The sequence below is a fragment of the Futiania mangrovi genome (genome assembly GCF_024158125.1).
GTDB classification, from domain to species: Bacteria; Pseudomonadota; Alphaproteobacteria; order Futianiales; family Futianiaceae; genus Futiania; species Futiania mangrovi.
Genome location: NZ_JAMZFT010000001.1, coordinates 301,279 through 319,181, shown reverse-complemented (window position 1 = coordinate 319,181; position 17,903 = coordinate 301,279). Strand labels below are relative to the sequence as shown.

Here is a 17,903-nt window from a genome sequence, read left to right as displayed (position 1 = left end):
TGTTCTCCCGTCCTCACGCCAGCGCCGCTCACGAGAAGCGGATCCGCGGGTTGAGAAGCGTGTAGCCGATGTCGGAAATGAACTGGGACAGCACCGCGATCGCGACCGCGACCATGGTGCAGGCCTGGATCACGTAGATGTCGCCGAAGAGCGCGGCATCGAGCATCAGCGCGCCGTAACCCTTGTAGGCGAACACCATCTCCGTGACGATCACGCCCGACAGCAGCCAGTTCAGCTGCAGCACGATCACCGTGAAGGGCGCGATCAGCGCGTTGCGCAGCGCGTGCCGCATGATGACGCGGCCATAGGGCAGCCCCTTCAGGATCGCCGTGCGGATGTATTGCGAGGTCATCACCTCCGCCATGGACGCCCGCGTCATGCGCGCGACATAGCCGAAGTCGTAGATCACCAGCACCGCCACGGGCAGGATCAGCTCGACGAAGGAAAAGCCGTTGGCGAACCCCGACGTGCCCGGCAGCCAGCCCAGCGTGAACACGAACACCACGAGCAGGAAGGTCGCCGACGCAAACTCCGGGATCGAGGTCGTGATGATCGAGACGACCGAGATCGTGCGGTCGCGCATCGAGCCTTCCTTCATCCCCGCCAGCACGCCCAGCGTCAGCGACAGCGGGATCATGATGAGGAAGACGAAGAAGGCGAGGATGCCGGTATTGGCGAGCCGCGGCCACAGGACCTCGCTCACCGGCACGCGGTAGCGGATCGACTGGCCGAAATCGCCGGTCAGGAAATTGCCCGCCCATTCGAAATACCGGACCCAGAGCGCCCGGTTGTAGCCGTTCTGCTCCAGCCAGATCTGGAGCTGGTCCGCCTGCGCGTATGGGCCGAGCACCTTGCGCGCGACGTTCACCTTGTCGCCCTCGAAGATGACGAACAGGATCACCGAGACGGTGATCATGATCAGCACCATCGACGCAAGGCGCCGCAAGGTCAGGATGAGCATCGGACGATCCCCCATTCGGCCCGGTGCCGGACGCAAGCCCGCCAGCCGCGGCCACCCTCACGGGCAGCCGCGCCAAGGCGGCGGGTTGCCCGCGGACCCTTGGGCCCGCGGGTCTCTGCCCTCATCAGGCGTCCACCCACACGTCCCGGAACTGGTGGTACTGGGTCGGATGCGCGCCGAGGTTCTTCACCTTGTTGGAGGCGACGAAGAACTTGGGCTGCCACAGCGGCTGCACCATGACCGCATCGTCCTGGAGGATCTTCTCGACCTTCTCCATGGCCTTGCGGCGCTGCTCGACATCGATCAGCGCCTCGGCCTCGTTCAGCGCCTGGTCGAACTCCGGATTGGCGTACCTGGTCTCGTTCCACGGCACGCCCGAACGGTAGCCGAGCGACAGCACCATGGTGCCGAGCGGACGGTGCGTCCACGCCGTGATGCCAAAGGGCGTCTTGTCCCACAGGTCCCAGTACTGGGCCGACGGCATCAGGTTGATGTTCAGCGTGATCCCGATGGGCTCGAGCTGCGATTTCAGGATCTCGCAGACCTGCTGCTGCCAGGGGCCGTTGGTGTTGCCGCAGTCGACCGACAGCTCCAGCCCGTTCGGAAAGCCCGCCTCGGCCAGCAGGGCCTTGGCCTTTTCGTAGTCCTGCTTCGGCGCCGGAAGCTTGAAATATTCCGGGTGCAGCGGCGCGACATGATGATGCTCGCCCACGTCGCCGCGGCCCTGGTAGATCAACTCCCGGTAGCGCGCCGCGTCCACCGCCGCGACGATGGCCTGGCGCAGCTTCCTGTTGTCGAAGGGCGCCTGCGTCACCTGCATGCGCACGCAGCCGGTCTGTGCCGTGCGCGCCTCGTAGATCGTGGCGTTCGGGATCGCTTGCGCCATGGCGAGCGACTGGATGTCGAACTCGTAGATCATGTCGACCTGCCCGGACGCGAAGGCGGCAAGCTGCGCCGTCGAGGCGGGTCCGTGGTCGATGTAGCGGATCTCGTCGAGATAGACCTCCCCGCCCCAATAGGGCTCGGGCCGGCGCTTCAGCACCGCGCGCTCGCCCACGGCGTAGTCGGCCAGCGTGTAGGGCCCGGTGCCGATGGGGTTCTTGGCGAGGTTGGCCTCGTAATCCTTGCCGAAGCCGCGATGCACGATGGCCGTCGGATAATTGTAGAGGTTCTCCGGGATCGACAGCACCGGCTGGGCCAGATTCAGGCGGATCGTGTAGTCGTCGACCCGCTCCAGCGCGCCCTCGCGCATCCGCTTCGCCATCTTCGGCGAGCCGTCCTCGTTCTTCTCGCCGGTGTCATATTCCTCGACCATCGCCGCGAACAGGCCGATGTTCGACGACCCCGTCGCCGGGTCGAGCCAGCGGGTGAAATTATGGATCACGTCGTCGGCGTTGAACTCGTCCCCGTTCGACCACTTCACGCCCTTGCGCAGGTAGAACGTCCAGGAGGTCAGGTCCTCGTTCGGCTCCCACCGCTCGGCCAGATAGGGACGCGTGATGTTGTCCGGCCCCGTGATCGTCAGGTATTCGACGATCTGGCGGGCCACGTTCGACATCTCCGTCCACGAGAAGGTGGCGGGATCCGTCATTTCCTGGACAGGCATCGAGCAGCGCAGGATGCCGCCCTTCTTCGGCGTCTGGGCGGCCGCCGTCCGTGCCACGGGTTCGCCGAGAATCGTCCCGGCCATACCGTAGGCGGCGCCCGCCGAAACGCCGAGCAGCGTCACGGTTCTCAGAAATTCCCTCCGGTCCACGCGGCCCGTCTTCAGGTCGTCGCAGAGTCCGGCAACGGCAGGGTGATAGGCGCGCCCTTCGGCGTCCCGATCATCAACAGTCATGTAGGCAAATCTCCCTTATTGCACTCGCGAAAGGCCCTTCGACGGGCACTCGGCTGACATGCACAATTTTCATTGAACCCCCCTTCGACTCCGGATGTCAAATTCACAGCCCCATTTTTCCGGCCCGATCGATGGGAGGGCGCCCCCATTGATGCAGGACATTTCAGCCCTCGATGCGGCAAATGGTCCCGGGACAGGGAGCCTTCCGCCCGCCTGAGCACGGCGCCAACCGCGCAGCGGCGCACTGCAACAGCCTGCGGCCTTTACAAATCGTGGCGTTCGGCCAATCTTTTCTGGAATGGCTCCAGACGGAAAACGCGAAGGGATGCCGATGACCTTGCCGTTCAGCCCGAACTCGTCTGCCGGGGCGGGCGCTCCGATGATCGACCCGTTCGGGCGCGCCATCACCTATCTGCGCGTGTCGGTGACCGACCGCTGCGACTTCCGCTGCGTCTATTGCATGGCGGAGGACATGACCTTCCTGCCGAAGTCGCAGGTGCTCTCGCTGGAGGAACTGGACCGGCTGTGCAGCGCGTTCGTCGCGCGCGGCGTGCGCCGCCTGCGCCTGACCGGCGGGGAGCCGCTGGTGCGCCGGAACATCATGTGGCTGATCGAGCGGCTGGGCCGGCACCTCGACACCGGGCTGCTGGACGAGCTCACGCTGACCACCAACGGTTCGCAGCTTGCCCGCTATGCGAAGGATCTCCATGCCGCGGGCGTGCGGCGGATCAATGTCTCGCTCGACACGCTCGACCCCGACCGCTTCCACGAGATCACGCGCTGGGGCAAGCTCGACAAGGTGCTGGCTGGTATCGACGCCGCGCAGGATGCGGGCCTCAAGGTCAAGATCAACGCCGTCGCGCTCAAGGACGTAAACGGGCCTGAGCTTGCCGACATGATGCGCTGGGCGCACGCGCGCGGCATGGACTTCACGGTGATCGAGACGATGCCGCTCGGCGATATCGACGGCGACCGTACCGACCAGTACCTGCCGCTGACGCTGGTACGCGCGAACCTGGAGCGCCAGTTCACCCTGACCGAGAGCGACTACCGCACGGGCGGCCCCGCCCGCTATGTCACGGTGGCGGAAACGGGTGGCCGGCTCGGCTTCATCACGCCGATGACGCACAATTTCTGCGAGAGCTGCAACCGCGTGCGGCTGACCTGCACCGGCACGCTCTACATGTGCCTGGGCCAGGAGGATGCCGCCGACCTGCGCGCGCCCCTGCGCGAGAGCGAGGACGACGCCCTCCTCATGGAGGCCATCGACGAGGCGATCGCGCGCAAGCCCAAGGGACACGACTTCATCATCGACCGGGAGCACAAGCGCCCCGCCGTCTCCCGCCACATGAGCGTGACGGGCGGCTGACCCGCCCGCCCGCGCCCTTTCGCCGGACACACCGCGTCCAGGGGAGCAGCCCCCATGCGCGCGCCGCCCTTCGCTTTCGGGGGCAGCCGCGCTACTAGTGGAACCGTCGCCACTCACGACGGTTAGATCCATGCGCTTTTCCGCCATTGCCTTCGTTGCCAGTGAAACGCCCGAGGCCCAGGCCGCGCTGGCCGACCTGACGGCGCGCTACGGGTCCGCCCCGCTCGATGCGGCAGACGTCATCGTCGCGCTGGGTGGCGACGGGCTGATGCTCAACACGCTGCATCGCAGCATGAACCGGGGCGTGCCGATCTACGGCATGAACCGCGGCACGGTCGGCTTCCTGATGAACGACTACCGTGCCGAGGATCTGCCGGCCCGGCTCGCGGCCGCAGCCCGGTCGGAGATCCATCCGCTCGCCATGCGGGCCGAGACGATCCGGGGCGAGACCATCGAGGGCCTTGCAATCAACGAGGTCTCCCTGCTGCGGGAAACGCGGCAAGCGGCCAAGCTGCGCATCCTCGTCGACGGTAAGGTGCGGCTGGAAGAGCTTGTCTGCGACGGGGCGCTCGTCTCCACGCCCGCGGGCTCAACCGCCTACAACCTGTCGGCGCACGGTCCCATCCTGCCTATCGACTCCAACCTGCTCGCGCTGACCCCGATCAGCGCCTTCCGCCCCCGGCGCTGGCGCGGTGCGCTGCTGCCGCACCGGGCGCGCGTCCGCTTCGAGGTGCTGGAGCCGGAAAAGCGGCCCGTCTCCGCCGTTGCCGACCAGCTCGAGGTGCGCGAGGTGATCGCCGTCGACGTGCACGAGGATCGCAGCCACTCCCTGCTGATGCTGTTCGATCCCGACCGCAGCCTGTCGGAGCGGATCATCACGGAGCAGTTCCTGCAGTGAGCCCGCCGCCCTCACCCCGGCCAGGCCTTGCGCGGACCGCGGCCAACCTGGCGGTCACGCTTGTCATCGGGGGCGCTGGCGGCTTCGCGGCCAGCGTCTTCAACCTCCCGCTGGCCTTCATGCTGGGCTCCATGTTCGCGGTACTGGCCGCCGCGCTCGCGGGGCTTCCGGTCGTCATCCCGATGTGGCTGCGCCTGCCGATGCTGGCGGTGCTGGGCGTGCTGCTGGGCTCGACGTTCAAGCCCGATCTCTTCTCCGTCGTGCCGAACTGGTGGCCCGCGTTCGTCGCGCTGCCCTTCTACGTGCTCATCGGTTCGGCGGTATCGTACCTCTGGCTCCGGCGGAAGCAGCGGACCGACCGCACCACCGCCTTCTTCGCCAGTCCGCCCGGCGGCATGACCGAGATGATCATCATCGGCACCGGCTGGGGGGGTGACAGTCGCTTCATAAGCCTTGTCCATGCGACGCGTATCCTCGTGGTGGTGACGGTCGTGCCCTTCGCCGTAAGGCTGCTGCTGGGGGTCGGCGGCGATGCCAGCGCCCCCCGGATCGCGGGAAACGTCGCATGGCCTGCACCGCCTGACGTGGCGCTGCTGGTGGCGAGCGGCCTCGCGGGCTACGGGCTTGCACGGCTGATGAACTGGCCGGCGAAGGCTCTGCTCGGGCCGCTTGCGGGTTCTGCCGTGGTGCATCTGGCGGGGTTCACGGCGGACGCACCGCCCCAGACTCTCGTCGCCATCGCCCAGGTCGTGATCGGCGCCGGGATCGGCTGCCGATTTGCAGGGGCGCCGATTGCCGAACTGCGCCGCCCCGTCTTCGAAGGCATCGCCATCGCCATCCTGATCCTCGCGGTCAGTGCAGCCTTCACCGCGCTTGTCGCACCGCACATGGCGCTGCCGACACTGGCGGTCTTCCTCGCGTTCGCGCCCGGCGGTCTTGCGGAAATGATGCTGATCGCGCTGGCCATCGACACCGACACGGCATTCGTCGCGACGCTGCACGCCGCGCGCATCATCGTGGTGATGGTGGCGATGCCGCTGGCTGCGCGCCGCATCCTCGGCCGGCCTGCCGCGGGCGGCGGGGATTAGCGGTTTGGCAACCATGGCACCGTCATGCTGGAGACCTCCTCAACCGCGGAGTGATCCAGCATGTTCGTGCGCAGCTTCCGGTTCCGGCCGGCCGACATCGACGCGGCACTTGCGGAAGGACAGTTCCGCGTCACCTATCAGCCGCAGATGCGCGTGGGCGACCGCACCCTGATCCGGGCGGAGGCGTTCGTGCGCTGGCGCCATCCGGAATTCGGAACGATCCCGCCGGGCCTGTTCCTCGATTTCCTGGCCGAGCACGGGCGGATGCCCGACCTTACCCGGCGGATCCTGGACGATGCGCTGTCGGCATGTGCGCAGTGGCAGGCAGAAGGCGCGATGTGCGGGGTTTCCGTCAACGTCTCGCTTGCCGACCTGCGGGAGGCGTCCCTGTGCGACAACGTCGCCGAGGCGCTGACCCGCCACGGTATCGCCGCGCCGCTTCTGACGCTGGAACTGCCGCACACGCTGTCGTATCTCGGGCCAAACAGGCGCATCGAGGAGCGGCCGCGCCGCCATGCGCCGGACCGGCGCGCGGACACGGTCACCGCCCGCGCCTGGTCGGAGATCCAGGGCGTCGTCTCGGGACTCAGGGCGCTGGGCGTGCGTGTCGCGCTCGACGGCACTGCGGATGCCCTTTCGACGCTGGAGATGTTCGCGCCGCACACCTTCGACACGGTGAAGATCGGTGCCACGGCGATCCGGCACCTCGTAGAGGGGGTGCTCGGCACCGGCGACAGCCCGCTGTCGCGCGCACGCCTTCGCTTCGTTGCCGAGCAGGGGATCGAAACGGTCGCAATGGGCGTCGAGGATGCGCGGACCCTGCGCACGGTGGCCGACCTTGGCTTCACCGCGGCGCAAGGCCGCCTCATCGGCCACCCGGCTGCAGCAGCAAGCCTGCCGGACTGGACCGCACTGGGGGTAGCCGCCGCACTGGCCGCGGAGGCCGGGTCACCGGCTCTGCGAGCACCCCAAACCGAGCCCGTCACCGGCCGGAAAACCTTCGGCCAGCGCCAGCGCGCAGCGCACTGACGCGTCAGGCGCTGCGCAGTGCGCGGTTCCAGGGCATGGCGCGCAGGAAGCGGGCAAGACCGCAAACGCCGGTGACGCCCGCGAAGACGAGGCCCGCCCCAACGCCGACCGACAGTGCGAAGAACCACGGGTCCACGGCCACACCGAGGATCCCGCCGAGCACGATCATGCCGCCCGCCGCGATCTGCACCTGCCGCTGCAGTTCCAGTGGCTGCCGGCTGTCCTTCTCCACGTCGAAACCGGCCTTTTTCCAGGCATCGAGACCGCCGTCGAGGATATAGGCGTCGCACCCCGCAGCCTGCTTCAGCCGCGCGCCGTGCGCCACGGTCCGCGCGCCGGAGCGGCAATGGAACACGATGATCTCCGCCTCGCCCGGCGCGACACGTGTGTGCGGCGACAACGCGCTGACCGGGTGATTGTGCGCGCCGGGAATGCGTTCGCGCGCGTGCTCGTCAGGCTCGCGCACGTCGATGAACACGGCCCCCTGGGCAATGAGTTCGCGGGCCTTCTGCGGCGTGATGACATCCAGTGACATGTGCTTTCCCCAGTTTCATCTCGTTGCGCGGGCGTCAGGTTCAGCCCGCAGGACAATAGAGCGCGTGCAACACCTCGAGCAGCCGGGCGACCCGGGCGTCGGCAATCCGGTACCAGATCGTCTGCGCCTCCCGCCGGGTGGCCACGAGCCCCTCCTCCCGCATCCTCGCAAGATGCTGGGACGTTGCAGACTGGCCAAGCCCCACGGCCTCGCTCAGCTGCCCGACGTTCGCCTCGCCCTGCCCCGCCAGGGTGCACAGCAGCATCAGCCGCCGGCGGTTCGCCAGCGCCCGAAGCACGGTTTCGACCTCGGCGGCGTTCGCCTCGAAGGCGCTGACATCGATCTCGGCGGTCAGGGACATGTTACAGCTCCTCAAGATGATGCTTATTTAGGGGATGCTTATGGATGGGGCAAGCGGGCTGCGCAGAACGGAGGGCGACCGGCCCTCGGACGGGGCGGGGAATGGCTGCCCGCACCTGCCCTTCGCTGCTATCGGAGGGGAGCGCGGCTGCGGTCAGGCGTCAGCGCGAGCGCGACGACGGCAGCGAATGCCGCAACGGCGACATAGAGCGCCGGGGCAGCCGCAATGCCCGTCGCGGCGATCAGGCTGGTGGCAATCATGGGGGTCATGCCGCCGAAGACGCCCATGCCGATGTTGAACGCGACGGAGTACCCCGACAGCCGGTCGCATTCGGGGAACATCTCCACGAACAGCGCCGGCCCCGACCCCAGGGGGACCGAGAGCAGCACGAAGGCGACCGCATGCGCCGTCACCACGGCAACGAACGACCCGCCGGATGCCAGCATCCATGCGTAGAGCGGCCACATCAGGAGACCGAGGAGGCCGATCGCGATGGCGATCCAGGTCCGCCGCGGCAGACATCGGTCGCCAACCGCGGCCGCCAGCGGCATGGCGGGAATGACGATAAGCGTCAGGGCCGTGTTGATCGCCAGTGCCGTACCCCTCGGCATCAGGCCCTGCGACGAGAGCCATTCCGGCAGATACACGAAGGCCACATAGAAGCAGATGCCATAGGCGGAGGCGAAGACCAGGGCCAGCATCGTCTCGCGCCGGTTGGTCGTGAACGCCTCGAACAGGGGCGAGGTCGCATCGCGGCCCGCATGGTGGGCTTCGAACCGCTCGGAGGTATGCAGGCCGCTGCGGATCCAGATGGCCGCCGTGCCAAGGATTGCGCCGCCCAGAAACGGTATGCGCCAGGCCCAGGCATCGAGCGCTTCCGGACTGAAGAGATTGGTGACGAGGGCTGCCGCTCCGACGCCGAGAAGCGTCCCCGTCATCGACCCGATGTTGGCCCAGCTTCCGACCACTCCGCGACGCCCCGACGGCGCGGTCTCCACCAGATAGGTGGCGGACGAGGAAAACTCCCCGCCGACCGACAGGCCCTGCACCAGGCGCACCAGCACCAGAAGCACCGGGGCGAGCAGTCCGACCTGCGCATACGTCGGCAGGAGGCCGAGCAGAAGGGTCGGCAGCGCCATCATCGCAACGGAGATCTGCATGGTCCGTGCCCGACCGTACCGGTCGCCGAACCAGCCGAAGACAGCGGCCCCGAGCGGACGCATGACGAAGCCGGCCGCGAAGATCCCGTAAGTTGCGATCAGCCCTGCCGTCGGGTTGCCGGTGGGAAAGAACACGGGCGCGATGACGCCCGCCAGATAACCGTAGAGCGCGAAATCATACCATTCGACGACATTACCGATGAAACCGGCCATGATCCGATGCCGCAACCCCGGCGCTTTCGGCGTCAATGTGCGGGATATTTCCTTCATCTCTGTGCTTCCAGACCCGATTTCTGGCGCGGAAGGACGGAACGACACTGTCGCGCCTGACGAAGTGACCTCGATCAAGGCGCGAATAGGTGCGCAGGCCGAGAATGTGTTTGGTCCTTCGCACCGGGAAAGGTAACGCAATGTCGCAGCTGCAGCGACCGCACGCCAAGAAAACCGTCCGGAAATCCGGCGGCCGCGTCGCGATGCGCCAGCCAGACGACGCCGCCATGGGATTCGAGGCCAGCATCGACCGGTCCATCCATGCCGCCGTGGCGCGGATGACGGGCGGCATCTCGCCCAGCGCGCTGTCCGAAGCCTATGCCGACTGGGCGCTTCACCTGGCCACATCGCCCGGCAAGCAGTTGCAGCTCGCCAAGAACGCCTTGCGGCAATCCTCCCGCCTGGCGCAGTTCGTCCAGCGGTGCGCGGGCGGAGACGCCAACCCCGCCGCCTGCATCGAACCCTTGCCGCAAGACAGGCGCTTTGCGGGCGAGGCGTGGGCGAAATGGCCCTTCAACGTCTGCTCGCAGGCCTTCCTGCTGAACCAGCAATGGTGGCACAAGGCCATGAACGACGTGCGCGGCGTGACCCGCCAGCATGAAGACGTGGTCAGCTTCGTGACCCGGCAGGTCCTCGACGTGTTCTCGCCGTCGAACTATCTCGCAACCAACCCCGAGGTGCTCGAGAAGACTGTGCGGCAGGGCGGGCAGAACCTTGTCCGCGGTTTCCAGAACCTCCTCGACGACGCGACCCGCCTGCAGACCGGGCAGCCGCCCGCCGGCGCGGAGGCGTTCAGGCCCGGTGAAACGGTGGCCGTGACGCCGGGCCGCGTCGTCTACCGGAACCGCCTCATCGAACTGATCCAGTACGCGCCGACGACGGACGAGGTGCGGGCGGAGCCGATCCTGATCGTTCCGGCGTGGATCATGAAGTACTACATCCTCGATCTGTCGCCGGAGAACTCTCTCGTCAAATACCTGATCGGACAGGGCTTCACGGTCTTCATGATCTCGTGGAAGAACCCTGGCGGCGACGACCGCGATCTCGGCTTCGACGATTACCGCACCCTCGGCGTGATGGACGCGCTCGACGCGGTGGAGCGGATCGTCGGCAGCCGGAAGGTACACGGCGTCGGGTACTGCCTGGGCGGAACGCTGCTGGCGATCGCCGCAGCCGCGATGGCCCGAGACGGCGACGACAGGTTCGCCGACCTCTCGTTCTTCGCCGCGCAGACCGACTTCACCGAGGCGGGCGAGCTGATGCTCTTCATCAACGAGAGCCAGGTGACGTTCCTCGAGGACATGATGGCCGAACAAGGTGTCCTGGACGCCAGGCAGATGGCGGGCGCGTTCCAGATCCTGCGCTCGAACGACCTTATCTGGTCGCGCGTCATCCACGACTACCTGATGGGCGAGCGCTCCGGCATGACCGACCTGATGGCGTGGAGCGCGGATTCCACCCGGATGCCGGCCCGGATGCATTCGGAGTATCTGCGCAGCCTTTTCCTGAACAACGACTTCGCCGAAGGCCGCTACAGGGTAGACGGGCGGCCGGTCGCATTGTCCGACATCCGGGCGCCGATCTTCGCCGTGGGCACGGAATGGGACCATGTGGCGCCGTGGAGATCGGTCTACAAGCTGCATCTCTTCGCCGACACGGACATCACCTTCGTGCTGACGAACGGCGGGCACAATGCCGGGATCGTGTCCGGGATCGGGCACCCGCGGCGCCACTACCGGATCGCGGCCAAACGCGACCAGGACCACTACCGCGACCCGCAACGCTGGCTGGAGGAGACCCAGCCGAAGGACGGCTCATGGTGGCCCGAATTCTCCAGTTGGCTGGCGGCGCGTTCCGGCCCGCCCGCACCGCCACCCCCGATGGGCGCACCCGAGGCCGGTCTGCCCCCACTGTGCGAGGCGCCGGGCGACTATGTGCTCGAGCAGTAACCCCCGCCTCCATCGACGCGCGGCGCCTGCAGAAGGCAGCCGCAGCCGCGCGCGCGTGACGGCCGTCCGGGGGGCGGTGATCGACCTTGCCGTCGAAGGTCCGCTGCCGGAAATCCACGAGGCGGTCGAGATCGCGGCGGGCAGCGGTACGGTCGTTGCCGAGGTGCAGGCCCACCTCGACATCGCAAGCGTCCGTGCCATCGCGCTTCAGACCACGCAAGGCCTCGTACGCGGCGCGGGGGCGCGGCTGACCGGTGCCCCGCTTTCCGTGCCGGTCGGACCGCCCGTGCTCGGCCGCCTGCTTGACGTGATGGGCAAGACGGCAGACGCGGGCGCGCCATTGCCGGCAGACACCCCCCGGCGCGCGATCCACCAGGCCGCACCTGCGCTCGCCACGCAGCGGGCGAGCATCGACGTGTTCTCCACGGGCATCAAGGTGCTAGACCTGCTGGCTCCGCTCGCGCAGGGCGGCAAGTCGGCCATGTTCGGCGGCGCAGGCGTCGGCAAGACCGTGCTCGTCATGGAGCTGATCCACTCCATGGTCGCGGGCTACGACGGCATCTCGGTCTTCGCGGGCGTCGGAGAACGCTCCCGCGAGGGGCACGAGATGCTGAACGAGATGCGCTCGAGCGGCGTGCTGGACCGGACCGTGCTGGTCTACGGACAGATGAACGAGCCGCCGGGCGCGCGCTGGCGCGTGCCCCTGACCGCGCTCAGCATCGCGGAGCATTTCCGCGACGAGGAGAGGCGCAACGTCCTCTTGCTGATGGACAACATCTTCCGCTTCGTGCAGGCGGGCGCGGAGGTTTCGGGCCTGCTCGGCCGGATGCCGTCCCGGGTCGGCTACCAGCCGACGCTGGAGACCGAGGTCGCCGACCTGCAGGAGCGGATCGCCTCCGTCGGCGAGGCCTCGGTGACGGCGGTCGAGGCAGTCTACGTCCCCGCCGACGATTTCACCGATCCCGCCGTCACCGCGATCAGCGCGCACGTGGACAGCACAGTGGTCCTGTCGCGGCAACTGGCGGCGGAAGGCATCTATCCCGCGGTCGACCCGATCTCGACGACGTCGGTGCTGCTCGACCCGCTGATCGTGGGCGAGGAGCATGTGCGGGTCGCCGGCCGCCTCAAGGAGGCGATCGAGCATTACCGGGAACTGCGCGACGTAATCGCGCTTCTGGGCGTTGAGGAGCTGGGCCGCGAGGAGCGCCTGCTCGTGGGGCGCGCGCGGCGGGTGCAACGCTTCCTGACGCAGCCGTTCTTCGTCGCGGCGGCCTACACCGGGCTCGAGGGGCGCTCTGTACCCGTGGCGGAGACGGTGGCGGGCTGCGCGGCGATCCTCGAAGGGGAATGCGACGACTGGGACGAGGCCTCGCTCTACATGATCGGCAATCTCGACGAGGCGCGCGCCCGCGAAGAGGCCCGCCGCAAGGAGCGAGCGGCATGAGAACGCCGATGGAGCTGACCGTGACCACGCCGCTCGCCATCGTGTTGAGGGATGCGGACGTGACCTCGGTGCGTGCCGAGGATGCGAGCGGCGGCTTCGGCATCTGGCCCGGCCACCGGGATTTCCTGACGGTGCTGGGGGCGTCGGTCCTGCGCTGGAAGCGGGCCGGCGAGGACCGCTGGCGCTATTGCGCGCTGCACGGCGGCGTGATGCGCGTGACCGGCGGCGCCCGCCTCGAGGTCGCCTGCCGCGAGGCCGTTCCGGGCGACGACCTGGCCGCGCTCGAGACCGACGTGCGCGCCCGGTTCGAGGCGGCCGACGATGCCGCCCGCCGGGCGCGGGGCGAGCAGATGCGGCTTCACGCCGTCGCCATCCGCCGGCTGATGCAGCGGCTGGGCCGGCCCGACGACGAGACTGTGGACGCGCTGGCGGAGGCGTTCCGATGAGCGTGGAGGATGGCGGCAACAAGCTGAAGGACGCAGCCCGGCGCAGCCAAGGCCGTGCGGAGGCCGGAGAACGCGATCCCGAGCCCTCTCTCGCCCGGCGCTTCGGCCAGATCGGCGTGCTCGGCTGGATCATCGTCGGCCCCACCCTGCTCGGCGTGCTGGCCGGCAACTGGCTCGACGGCCTGCTCGGCACCGGCATCGCCATGGCGGCCGCACTGACCATGGCAGGGGCCGCGCTGGGCCTCTTCCTCGCCTTCCGCTGGATGCACGAACAATGAGCGCGGCGATACCCTACCTGCTGACGCTCCTGGCGGGCGTTGCGGGCTTCGCGGCGGGGTGGCTGCATTTCCGCACGCTGCTGCCGCTGACCGAACGCATCCTGGAACGTGACTGGCGGGCGGTCGGCCTGCAGGTGCTGCGGCTTGCGCTGCTCGCGGGGTTTCTCGTGCTGTGCGCGCAAGCGGGCCTCTTTCCGCTGCTGGCGGCGGCGGCAGGCGTCTTCGCCGCGCGCGCCATGGTGATCCGCAAGGTCAGACGGGAGCTGCCATGACCGCCTCGCCCTTCAGCGTAACGACCGCCTTCGAACTGGGGCCCGTCGCGATCAGCGAGACGGTCGTGACCACATGGGGGATCGTCGCCGCGCTGGGCCTCGTCTGCGTGCTGCTGACCCGGCGGATGCGCCCCTCGCCCACCGGCGCGCAGGCTGTGCTGGAGCTGTTCGTCAGCACGCTCGACGCGCAGATCCGCGCGACCGTGGGCGGGGATCCGGCGCGCCTGCGTCCGCTGATCGGGACGCTGCTCGTCTTCATCCTCGCGGCCAACTGGATCTCGGTCCTGCCGGGGCTGGAGCCTCCGACGGCGCACCTGGAAACCGATGCGGCTCTTGCCGTCATCGTGCTGGCCGCGACCGTCGGTTTCGGCATCCGGGAGCAGGGCGTCGCCGGCTATCTGAGGAGCTTCGCGCGCCCGACATGGGTGATGGTGCCGCTCAACCTGATCGAGCAGGTGACGCGCGCCTTCTCGCTGATGGTGCGCCTGTTCGGCAACGTGATGAGCGGCGTCTTCGTGATCGGCATCGTGCTGTCGCTCGCGGGACTGTTCGTGCCGATCCCGCTCATGGCGCTCGACCTTCTGACGGGCGCCGTGCAGGCGTACATCTTCGCCACGCTCGCGCTCGTGTTCATCGCCGCCGCGGTCGAGGGGGCCGCGCCCGACAGCAGGGAGAAAGGTTCGTGACACCGGATATCTACATCAAGATCGTCAGCGCGCTCGGCGCAGTGATCGCGGTTTCGTTCGGGGCGATCGGCCCGGCGCTCGCGGAAGGCCGCGCGGTCGCAGCCGCGATGGACGCCATCGCGCGCCAGCCGGAATCCGCAGGCACCGTCTCGCGCACGCTGTTCGTCGGCCTCGCCATGATCGAGACGATGGCGATCTATTGCCTCGTGATCGCGCTGCTCCTGCTCTTCGCCAACCCGTTCGTCGCCTAACCCCATGACCTTCGACTGGGTCACCTTCGCGTTCCAGATCGTCAACTTTCTGGTTCTGCTGGCCATCCTCCGGTACTTCCTGTTCCGGCCGGTCGCGGACATGATCGCGGCGCGCAAGGCGGAGACCGCGGCGGCCATGGCGAAGGCGGAGGAGGCGCGCAAGCAGGCCGAGGCGGCCACGGCGGAGGCGAAAGCACAGGCCGACGCCAACCGCGCCGCCCGCCGGGAGCTTCTGGACAAGGCGAAGGAAGATGCCGAGGCCGAGCACAGGCGACTGGTCGATGCCGCGAGGCAGGAAGCCGCCCGGATCGTCGCCGAGGCGCACAAGGACGCCGAACGCACCCGGCGCGATGCGGAGAGCGCCACAGTCGCCCGCGCCAAGGAGCTTGCCGCCGCCATCGCCCGCCGCGCCGCCGACGACATGCCCGACCCGCCGACGCCCGCGGGCTATGCGCCGCGTCTTGCCGAGGCGCTCGCGGCCATGGCGGAAGGCGACCGGCACGCACTGCTGTCGGGCGGCGATCTGCGCATCGTCGCGGCCCGCCCCCTCGGCGGGGAGGAGGAGGCCGCCGTGCGCGCGGCGCTCTCGGGGTTCGCCGGGGACGCGGATCTCGCCGCCCTGCCAGTCGAGACGGACCCGCAGATGATCGCCGGGCTCGAGCTACGCTCGACCTCGGGCGCGGTCCGCAATTCGCTCGCCCATGACATTGCCAAGCTGACGAAGGCGCTTGCCGACGATGACCGATCCACTGCTCGATGACCTGAAGCGGCGCGTGTCGGAGACCCCGCTCGGCGCGGAGGCGGAGGAAACGGGCGTGGTGACCGAGATCGCCGACGGCCTTGCCCGGGTCGCCGGGCTGCCCGGAGCGTCGCTTGGCGAGATCCTGACGTTTCCGACGGGCGCGCGCGGCTTCGTGCTCAATCTCGACGAGGATGTGCTGCAAGCCGCCTTTCTCGACCCCATGGACGGCGTCGAAGCGGGCGCCGGCGTCGCGCGCACGGGGCGGGCGCTGTCGGTCCCGGTGGGCGAAGCCCTGCTCGGCCGCGTCGTCGATCCGCTGGGCCGACCGCTCGACGGTCAGCCCGCAATCGAGACCGGAGAGACCGTCGAGACCGAACGGCCCGCGCCCGCGATCGTCGACCGCGATTTCGTGAGCGTGCCGCTCGCCACCGGAATCCTGGTCGTGGACGCGCTGTTCGCCATCGGCCGCGGCCAGCGGGAACTGATCATCGGGGAGCGCAGCACCGGCAAGACCTCCATCGCCGTCGACACGATCCTGAACCAGAAGGCAAGCGACATCGTCTCGGTCTATGTGTCCATCGGCCAGCGCACCACCGAGGTACGCCGCGTGATCGAGGCGGTGCGCAACCGCGGGCCGTTCGACCGCACGATCTTCGTCGTTGCCCCCGCCACGGCGGAGCCGGGGCTGCGCTGGCTCGCCCCCTTCGCGGCGACGACGATGGCGGAATGGTTCCGCGACCGGGGCGGGCATGCGCTGATCGTCTACGACGACCTGACCAAGCACGCCGCCGTGCACCGGGAGCTTGCCCTGCTCGCCCGCGAGCCGCCGGGGCGGGAGGCCTATCCGGGCGACATCTTCTACCTGCACGCGCGCCTGCTGGAACGCTCGGCGAAGCTCGCCGAGGCGAAGGGGGGCGGCTCGCTCACCGCCCTGCCCATCGCGGAAATCGAGGAAGGCAACCTCTCCGCCTACATCCCGACCAATCTCATCTCGATATCGGACGGGCAGATCGTGACCTCGTCGGCGCTGTTCGCGGGCAACCAGCGCCCCGCCGTCGACGTCGGCCTGTCGGTCAGCCGCGTCGGCAGCAAAGCCCAGCCCGGCGCGCTGAAGAAGGTCGCGGGCCGCGTGCGGCTCGATTATGCGCAATATCTGGAGATGAAGATGTTCTCCCGCTTCGGCGGCTTCGGCGATGCCGCGATGAAGGCGAGGCTCGCGCGCGGGGAGCGGATCGGGGCGCTGCTGGCGCAGAAGCGCTACGCACCGCTCACCCCCGCGGCGCAGGTGGCGTTGCTGGCAGCCCTCTCCGACGGCGCGCTCGACGACGTGGCGCTGGAGGACTTCTCCCGCCTGAAGGACGCGCTCGAACCGCTGATCGCGGAAAACGCCGCGCTTGCGGCGTTCCGCGAGGATCCCTCGGACCTCGATGACGACACCCGCGCCGCGCTCGTCGCCTGCGTGCGCTCCGCCGCCGGACACCTGCCGGAGCGCGGCGAATGAACCGGCCTGAAGACATCCAGCAGCGGATCGGGAACATCGGACAGATCGAGAGCATCGTCTCGACGCTGCGCGCCATCGCCGCCGCACACCAGGCCGAGACCCGCACCCACCTGGAGGCGATCCGCAAGCAAGAGGGGACGGTCGCCAGCGCGCTGTCGGCGGTGCTCGGCACCATGCTGGACGTTCCCGCCGCCGGGCAGCCGGACGCCGCCCTGTCGATCGTGGTCGGCGCCTCGCAAGGGTTCTGCGGGGCACACGCCGACCGGCTGGCCGACGCCGCGGCGGCAGAGCGGGCGGGCGGCGCGCAGCTCATGATCATCGGCGCGCGGACGCTCGCGGCGTTTGGGGAGGAGGAGCCCTTCTGGTACGCCGACATGGTCGCGCACGCGCCGGAGGTACCGGGCCTTGCAAGCCGGCTGGCCGATGCGCTCTTCGCCCATCTCGCGCAGGCTCCGGGTAAGGCCGTGCACATCCTTTTCGCCGACCCTGCCGCGCCCGCCGAGCCGCCTGTGCGCCGGCGGCTGTTCCCGTTCGACTTCGGCCGCTTTCCGCCCGAACGCGAACGGCAGCCTCTTACCAACCTCGCGCCTGCACCCCTGCTGGCCGCGCTCGTGGAGGAGTATGTCTTCACCGAGCTATGCGAGGCGCTGATGCTGGCCTTCGCGGCGGAGAACGCGGCCCGCGCGGAGGCGATGGCGCGCGCGCAATCGAACGTACGCCGCATGGCGAAGGACCTGCGTACCGAGTTTCAGCAGGCACGCCAGGAGCAGATGACCGAGGAGATCATCGAGGTTTCCGGCGGTGGCGCGTCAGCCCGCTGAGC

General features: G+C 68.7%; 19 protein-coding genes. 14 read left to right on the top strand and 5 right to left on the bottom strand.

Features of this window, described 5'->3' with window-relative positions; translation table 11 throughout:
* Positions 1 to 28 precede the first annotated feature (28 nt).
* Together NJQ99_RS01535 and NJQ99_RS01530 are read right to left on the bottom strand one after the other, a co-directional pair.
* Positions 29 to 961 (bottom strand): ABC transporter permease, encoded by a 933-nt coding sequence (locus NJQ99_RS01535; RefSeq protein ID WP_269331040.1) that lies wholly within the window; start codon positions 959 to 961, stop codon positions 29 to 31.
* Between the two features lie 124 nt (positions 962 to 1,085).
* A complete protein-coding gene (locus tag NJQ99_RS01530; RefSeq protein WP_269331039.1) occupies positions 1,086 to 2,801 on the bottom strand; it encodes an ABC transporter substrate-binding protein in 1,716 nt (571 codons plus the stop codon).
* Between the two features lie 325 nt (positions 2,802 to 3,126).
* Here NJQ99_RS01530 and moaA point away from each other — a divergent pair, with 325 nt between their 5' ends.
* The 4 genes from moaA to NJQ99_RS01510 all read left to right on the top strand — a co-directional run bounded on the left by moaA (position 3,127) and on the right by NJQ99_RS01510 (position 7,185).
* Positions 3,127 to 4,170, top strand: coding sequence for a GTP 3',8-cyclase MoaA (gene moaA, locus NJQ99_RS01525; protein WP_269331038.1), 1,044 nt, complete (start codon positions 3,127 to 3,129; stop codon positions 4,168 to 4,170).
* A gap of 130 nt (positions 4,171 to 4,300) precedes the next feature.
* Entirely contained in the window at positions 4,301 to 5,068 is a 768-nt protein-coding gene (locus tag NJQ99_RS01520) for an NAD kinase (RefSeq protein WP_269331037.1), read from the top strand.
* Entirely contained in the window at positions 5,065 to 6,156 is a 1,092-nt protein-coding gene (locus NJQ99_RS01515) for an AbrB family transcriptional regulator (protein WP_269331036.1), read from the top strand. Before NJQ99_RS01520 ends, NJQ99_RS01515 begins: the two co-directional genes overlap by 4 nt.
* A 60-nt stretch (positions 6,157 to 6,216) precedes the next feature.
* On the top strand, positions 6,217 to 7,185 hold the full coding sequence (locus NJQ99_RS01510) for an EAL domain-containing protein (RefSeq protein WP_269331035.1): 969 nt from the start codon (positions 6,217 to 6,219) through the stop codon (positions 7,183 to 7,185).
* A gap of 4 nt (positions 7,186 to 7,189) precedes the next feature.
* On the opposite strand, the gene NJQ99_RS01505 is transcribed toward NJQ99_RS01510, so the two are convergent.
* The 3 genes from NJQ99_RS01505 to NJQ99_RS01495 form a co-directional block, all read right to left on the bottom strand.
* A complete protein-coding gene (locus NJQ99_RS01505; RefSeq protein ID WP_269331034.1) occupies positions 7,190 to 7,720 on the bottom strand; it encodes a rhodanese family protein in 531 nt (176 codons plus the stop codon).
* A gap of 40 nt (positions 7,721 to 7,760) precedes the next feature.
* Positions 7,761 to 8,081 (bottom strand): ArsR/SmtB family transcription factor, encoded by a 321-nt coding sequence (locus NJQ99_RS01500; RefSeq protein WP_269331033.1) that lies wholly within the window; start codon positions 8,079 to 8,081, stop codon positions 7,761 to 7,763.
* Between the two features lie 128 nt (positions 8,082 to 8,209).
* A complete protein-coding gene (locus tag NJQ99_RS01495) occupies positions 8,210 to 9,454 on the bottom strand; it encodes an MFS transporter (RefSeq protein ID WP_269331032.1) in 1,245 nt (414 codons plus the stop codon).
* Between the two features lie 260 nt (positions 9,455 to 9,714).
* Here NJQ99_RS01495 and NJQ99_RS01490 point away from each other — a divergent pair, with 260 nt between their 5' ends.
* From NJQ99_RS01490 to NJQ99_RS01445, 10 genes are read left to right on the top strand one after another with little or no spacing between them, the layout of a single operon-like run.
* Complete coding sequence (locus NJQ99_RS01490) at positions 9,715 to 11,460, top strand: PHA/PHB synthase family protein (protein ID WP_269332057.1); 1,746 nt, start codon at positions 9,715 to 9,717, stop codon at positions 11,458 to 11,460.
* A gap of 55 nt (positions 11,461 to 11,515) precedes the next feature.
* Complete coding sequence (gene atpD, locus NJQ99_RS01485) at positions 11,516 to 12,904, top strand: F0F1 ATP synthase subunit beta (RefSeq protein ID WP_269331031.1); 1,389 nt, start codon at positions 11,516 to 11,518, stop codon at positions 12,902 to 12,904.
* Complete coding sequence (locus tag NJQ99_RS01480) at positions 12,901 to 13,350, top strand: F0F1 ATP synthase subunit epsilon (protein WP_269331030.1); 450 nt, start codon at positions 12,901 to 12,903, stop codon at positions 13,348 to 13,350. The genes atpD and NJQ99_RS01480 overlap by 4 nt, the downstream gene beginning before the upstream one ends.
* On the top strand, positions 13,347 to 13,628 hold the full coding sequence (locus NJQ99_RS01475) for an AtpZ/AtpI family protein (protein WP_269331029.1): 282 nt from the start codon (positions 13,347 to 13,349) through the stop codon (positions 13,626 to 13,628). Before NJQ99_RS01480 ends, NJQ99_RS01475 begins: the two co-directional genes overlap by 4 nt.
* Entirely contained in the window at positions 13,625 to 13,900 is a 276-nt protein-coding gene (locus tag NJQ99_RS01470) for an N-ATPase subunit AtpR (RefSeq protein ID WP_269331028.1), read from the top strand. The genes NJQ99_RS01475 and NJQ99_RS01470 overlap by 4 nt, the downstream gene beginning before the upstream one ends.
* Positions 13,897 to 14,586 carry a F0F1 ATP synthase subunit A gene (locus tag NJQ99_RS01465; RefSeq protein WP_269331027.1) on the top strand — a complete coding sequence of 230 codons (690 nt, stop codon included), beginning with the start codon at positions 13,897 to 13,899 and terminating at the stop codon, positions 14,584 to 14,586. Before NJQ99_RS01470 ends, NJQ99_RS01465 begins: the two co-directional genes overlap by 4 nt.
* Positions 14,583 to 14,837, top strand: a complete 255-nt coding sequence (locus tag NJQ99_RS01460; protein WP_331283231.1) for a F0F1 ATP synthase subunit C — start codon at positions 14,583 to 14,585, stop codon at positions 14,835 to 14,837. The genes NJQ99_RS01465 and NJQ99_RS01460 overlap by 4 nt, the downstream gene beginning before the upstream one ends.
* A 4-nt stretch (positions 14,838 to 14,841) precedes the next feature.
* Positions 14,842 to 15,597, top strand: coding sequence for a F0F1 ATP synthase subunit B family protein (locus tag NJQ99_RS01455; protein WP_269331026.1), 756 nt, complete (start codon positions 14,842 to 14,844; stop codon positions 15,595 to 15,597).
* Positions 15,575 to 17,080 (top strand): F0F1 ATP synthase subunit alpha, encoded by a 1,506-nt coding sequence (locus NJQ99_RS01450; protein WP_269331025.1) that lies wholly within the window; start codon positions 15,575 to 15,577, stop codon positions 17,078 to 17,080. The genes NJQ99_RS01455 and NJQ99_RS01450 overlap by 23 nt, the downstream gene beginning before the upstream one ends.
* A complete protein-coding gene (locus NJQ99_RS01445) occupies positions 17,077 to 17,901 on the top strand; it encodes a F0F1 ATP synthase subunit gamma (protein WP_269331024.1) in 825 nt (274 codons plus the stop codon). Before NJQ99_RS01450 ends, NJQ99_RS01445 begins: the two co-directional genes overlap by 4 nt.
* Positions 17,902 to 17,903 lie beyond the last annotated feature (2 nt).